Annotated in this window: 3 rRNA genes; all 3 read right to left on the bottom strand. The window is 54.7% G+C overall.

The annotated features are described in order from the left end of the window. Positions 1-9: 9 nt before the first annotated feature. Positions 10-126: ribosomal RNA gene (gene rrf, locus M4D53_RS17465) — 5S ribosomal RNA — on the bottom strand. Between the two features lie 111 nt (positions 127-237). Further along, a 23S ribosomal RNA gene (locus M4D53_RS17470) occupies positions 238-3340 on the bottom strand. A gap of 415 nt (positions 3341-3755) precedes the next feature. Continuing rightward, a 16S ribosomal RNA gene (locus tag M4D53_RS17475) occupies positions 3756-5280 on the bottom strand. Together the 16S, 23S and 5S rRNA genes form the textbook arrangement of a ribosomal RNA operon. Between the last annotated feature and the right edge of the window lie 256 nt (positions 5281-5536).

Here is a 5536-nt window from a genome sequence, read left to right on the forward strand (position 1 = left end):
CTAAAAGGAGTCCGGCGGTGTCCTACTCTCCCACAGGGTCCCCCCTGCAGTACCATCGGCGCTGTGAGGCTTAGCTTCCGGGTTCGGAATGTGACCGGGCGTTTCCCTCACGCTATGGCCGCCGAAACACTATTGATGTTTCAATCAAACCTAAAGCAATGATGAATCATTGTTGAAGGTAGTTCTCGACCGTACATCGAGAACCACTCAGTGGACGCAAGCACCAACAAACGGTGTGTTATCAAGTCATCGGCTTATTAGTACCAGTCAGCTGCACACGTTACCGTGCTTCCACATCTGGCCTATCAACCCAGTAGTCTGGCTGGGAGCCTCTCACCCGAAGGTATGGAAGTCTCATCTTGAGGCCGGCTTCCCGCTTAGATGCTTTCAGCGGTTATCCATCCCGAACGTAGCTAATCAGCGGTGCTCCTGGCGGAACAACTGACACACCAGAGGTTCGTCCAACCCGGTCCTCTCGTACTAGGGTCAGATCCTCTCAAACTTCCTACGCGCGCAGCGGATAGGGACCGAACTGTCTCACGACGTTCTAAACCCAGCTCGCGTACCGCTTTAATGGGCGAACAGCCCAACCCTTGGGACCTACTCCAGCCCCAGGATGCGACGAGCCGACATCGAGGTGCCAAACCATGCCGTCGATATGGACTCTTGGGCAAGATCAGCCTGTTATCCCCGAGGTACCTTTTATCCGTTGAGCGACAGCGCTTCCACAAGCCACTGCCGGATCACTAGTCCCGACTTTCGTCCCTGCTCGACCTGTCAGTCTCACAGTCAAGCTCCCTTGTGCACTTACACTCGCCACCTGATTGCCAACCAGGTTGAGGGAACCTTTGGGCGCCTCCGTTACTTTTTGGGAGGCAACCGCCCCAGTTAAACTACCCACCAGGCACTGTCCCTGAACCGGATTACGGTTCGAAGTTAGATATCCAGAGTGACCAGAGTGGTATTTCAACAATGACTCCACGGTAACTGGCGTCACCGCTTCAAAGTCTCCCACCTATCCTACACAAGCCACACCGAACACCAATACCAAGCTGTAGTAAAGGTCACGGGGTCTTTCCGTCCTGCTGCGCGTAACGAGCATCTTTACTCGTAATGCAATTTCGCCGAGTTCGCGGTTGAGACAGTTGGGAAGTCGTTACGCCATTCGTGCAGGTCGGAACTTACCCGACAAGGAATTTCGCTACCTTAGGATGGTTATAGTTACCACCGCCGTTTACTGGGGCTTAAATTCTCAGCTTCGCCTTGCGGCTAACCGGTCCTCTTAACCTTCCAGCACCGGGCAGGCGTCAGTCCGTATACATCGTCTTGCGACTTGGCACGGACCTGTGTTTTTAGTAAACAGTCGCTACCCACTAGTCTCTGCGGCCTCCAAACGCTTTCGGAGCAAGTCCTAATACGTCGAAGGCCCCCCTTCTCCCGAAGTTACGGGGGCATTTTGCCGAGTTCCTTAACCACGATTCTCTCGATCTCCTTGGTATTCTCTACCTGACCACCTGAGTCGGTTTGGGGTACGGGCGGCTAGAACCTCGCGTCGATGCTTTTCTCGGCAGCATAGGATCATCCACTTTTTATCCGCATCGTGTCTCAGCCTGTATGAGTCGCGGATTTGCCTACGACTCGGCCTACGCACTTGCACCAGGACAACCATCGCCTGGCTTGGACTACCTTCCTGCGTCACACCTGTTAATACGCTAACCGCACCAGCATGGGGTCACGTGCTCCCCTCCACGGTGTCACCCGAAGGTGACGATGTGAAGGCTCGGACGTTTAGCACCACTGGATTAGCTTGGGCGGTTCTTCGCCGGTACGGGAATATCAACCCGTTGTCCATCGACTACGCCTGTCGGCCTCGCCTTAGGTCCCGACTTACCCAGGGAAGATTAGCTTGACCCTGGAACCCTTGGTCTTTCGGAGGACGTGTTTCTCACACGTCATTCGCTACTCATGCCTGCATTCTCACTCGTGTAGCCTCCACGGCTGGTTTCCACCGCCGCTTCGCTGGCCACACGACGCTCTCCTACCCATCAACACGGCTGGACCACGAAGGCCTACCAATAATGTCAATGCCACAACTTCGGTGGCGTGCTTGAGCCCCGTTACATTGTCGGCGCGGAATCACTTGACCAGTGAGCTATTACGCACTCTTTCAAGGGTGGCTGCTTCTAAGCCAACCTCCTGGTTGTCAGAGCAACTCCACATCCTTTCCCACTTAGCACGCGCTTTGGGACCTTAGTTGGTGGTCTGGGTTGTTTCCCTCTCGACTATGAAGCTTATCCCCCACAGTCTCACTGCTGCGCTCTCACTTACCGGCATTCGGAGTTTGGCTGACGTCAGTAACCTTGTAGGGCCCATCGGCCATCCAGTAGCTCTACCTCCGGCAAGAAACACGCAACGCTGCACCTAAATGCATTTCGGAGAGAACCAGCTATCACGAAGTTTGATTGGCCTTTCACCCCTATCCACAGCTCATCCCCTCAGTTTTCAACCTAAGTGGGTTCGGTCCTCCACGACGTCTTACCGTCGCTTCAACCTGGCCATGGATAGATCACTTCGCTTCGGGTCTAGGACATGCGACTGAATCGCCCTATTCAGACTCGCTTTCGCTACGGCTACCCCACACGGGTTAACCTCGCCACATATCGCTAACTCGCAGGCTCATTCTTCAAAAGGCACGCTGTCACACCTACCAGGGGTGCTCCAACGGTTTGTAAGCAAACGGTTTCAGGTACTATTTCACTCCCCTCCCGGGGTACTTTTCACCTTTCCCTCACGGTACTTGTCCGCTATCGGTCATCTGGGAGTATTTAGGCTTATCAGGTGGTCCTGACAGATTCACACGGGATTTCACGGGCCCCGTGCTACTTGGGATACTCTCCACGCCAGAACACGCATTTCGACTACGGGGTTGGCACCCTCTATGACCGGCCTTTCAAGACCGTTCGTCTATACGCTTCTGTAACGTCGCCAGCTCGGCAGAACTGACTGGTGAGTCCCACAACCCCGAATATGCAACTCCTGCCGGATATCACACACACTCGGTTTAGCCTGATCCGGTTTCGCTCGCCACTACTAACGGAATCGCGGTTGCTTTCTCTTCCTGTGGGTACTGAGATGTTTCACTTCCCCACGTTCCCTCTACCCGCCCTATATATTCAGGCGGGAGTCACTAGGTCGGCACGCCGCCCAGCGGGGTTTCCCCATTCGGACACCCTCGGATCAAAACTTGCTTATCAGTTCCCCGAGGCTTATCGCAGATTGCTACGTCCTTCTTCGGCTCCAGATGCCAAGGCATCCACCGTTTGCTCTTAAAGACTTGAAATCACATGAGTTTGAATCAAAAACTCGACCCCATCCGAAGATGGAATCAGAAATTGACTAATGATCTTTAAGATCATCTTGTGCAACCAGCTCGAAAGCCGGCTGCAAGATGCTCGCGTCCACTGTGTAGTTCTCAAAGTACGGGCGGAACCCCCATCCACCTGCCCCCACAGGGACAAACAGAAAGAGGTCCAGAGGTTCAGACCAGACCCCGAAGGATCCGCATCCGGTCCCTCAGGACCCAACAGCGTGCAGGCACCGGTCCCCTCCCCCAGAACCTTCCAACCACCGAAGCGGCGTACTAGTCCCGAGATCAGATCTCGATGCCATGTCAAATGTTCCACCCATGAGCTCCCAGCGAAGAACGTATGCCTTCGATCTGGGTTCTGGACGCCGAAGCGTCAGATGCTCCTTAGAAAGGAGGTGATCCAGCCGCACCTTCCGGTACGGCTACCTTGTTACGACTTAGTCCTAATTACCGATCCCACCTTCGACGGCTCCCTCCACAAGGGTTAGGCCACCGGCTTCAGGTGTTACCGACTTTCATGACTTGACGGGCGGTGTGTACAAGACCCGGGAACGTATTCACCGCAGCGTTGCTGATCTGCGATTACTAGCGACTCCGACTTCATGAGGTCGAGTTGCAGACCTCAATCCGAACTGGGACCGGCTTTTTGGGATTCGCTCCACCTCACGGTATTGCAGCCCTTTGTACCGGCCATTGTAGCATGCGTGAAGCCCAAGACATAAGGGGCATGATGATTTGACGTCATCCCCACCTTCCTCCGAGTTGACCCCGGCAGTATCCCATGAGTTCCCACCATTACGTGCTGGCAACATAGAACGAGGGTTGCGCTCGTTGCGGGACTTAACCCAACATCTCACGACACGAGCTGACGACAACCATGCACCACCTGTTTACGAGTGTCCAAAGAGTTGACCATTTCTGGCCCGTTCTCGTATATGTCAAGCCTTGGTAAGGTTCTTCGCGTTGCATCGAATTAATCCGCATGCTCCGCCGCTTGTGCGGGTCCCCGTCAATTCCTTTGAGTTTTAGCCTTGCGGCCGTACTCCCCAGGCGGGGAACTTAATGCGTTAGCTGCGTCACGGAATCCGTGGAATGGACCCCACAACTAGTTCCCAACGTTTACGGGGTGGACTACCAGGGTATCTAAGCCTGTTTGCTCCCCACCCTTTCGCTCCTCAGCGTCAGTTACGGCCCAGAGATCTGCCTTCGCCATCGGTGTTCCTCCTGATATCTGCGCATTCCACCGCTACACCAGGAATTCCAATCTCCCCTACCGCACTCTAGTCTGCCCGTACCCACTGCAGGCCCGAGGTTGAGCCTCGGGATTTCACAGCAGACGCGACAAACCGCCTACGAGCTCTTTACGCCCAATAATTCCGGATAACGCTTGCGCCCTACGTATTACCGCGGCTGCTGGCACGTAGTTAGCCGGCGCTTTTTCTGCAGGTACCGTCACTTTCGCTTCTTCCCTGCTAAAAGAGGTTTACAACCCGAAGGCCGTCATCCCTCACGCGGCGTTGCTGCATCAGGCTTTCGCCCATTGTGCAATATTCCCCACTGCTGCCTCCCGTAGGAGTCTGGGCCGTGTCTCAGTCCCAGTGTGGCCGGTCACCCTCTCAGGCCGGCTACCCGTCGACGCCTTGGTGAGCCATTACCTCACCAACAAGCTGATAGGCCGCGAGCCCATCCCCAACCGAAAAATCTTTCCAAACGCAGACCATGCGGTCACGTCACATATCCAGTATTAGACGCCGTTTCCAGCGCTTATCCCAGAGTCAGGGGCAGGTTGCTCACGTGTTACTCACCCGTTCGCCACTGATCCCACAGAGCAAGCTCCGTGTTCACCGTTCGACTTGCATGTGTTAAGCACGCCGCCAGCGTTCATCCTGAGCCAGGATCAAACTCTCCGTAAAAAGAAATTGCATACGAACCGGGGAAAAACCGGAACGCAGCGAGTTTGATGCTGACCAAAGAGATAAATCATTGCTGACTATCCGTTGCCAACCCCACAAGGAGGTTGGTCTTTGATCCAAAGGAATTCTCACCCAGCCGAAGCTAGACGAGGATAATTTGGCATTTGACAAGTGCACGCTGTTGAGTTCTCAAGGATCGGATGCTCCCACGACCCAGCCATCACGACCAGGCCCGCAGGGCAACTTCTCTATCTTA

It is taken from the genome of Microbacterium meiriae, assembly GCF_025143875.1.
Lineage (GTDB): Bacteria > Actinomycetota > Actinomycetes > Actinomycetales > Microbacteriaceae > Microbacterium > Microbacterium meiriae.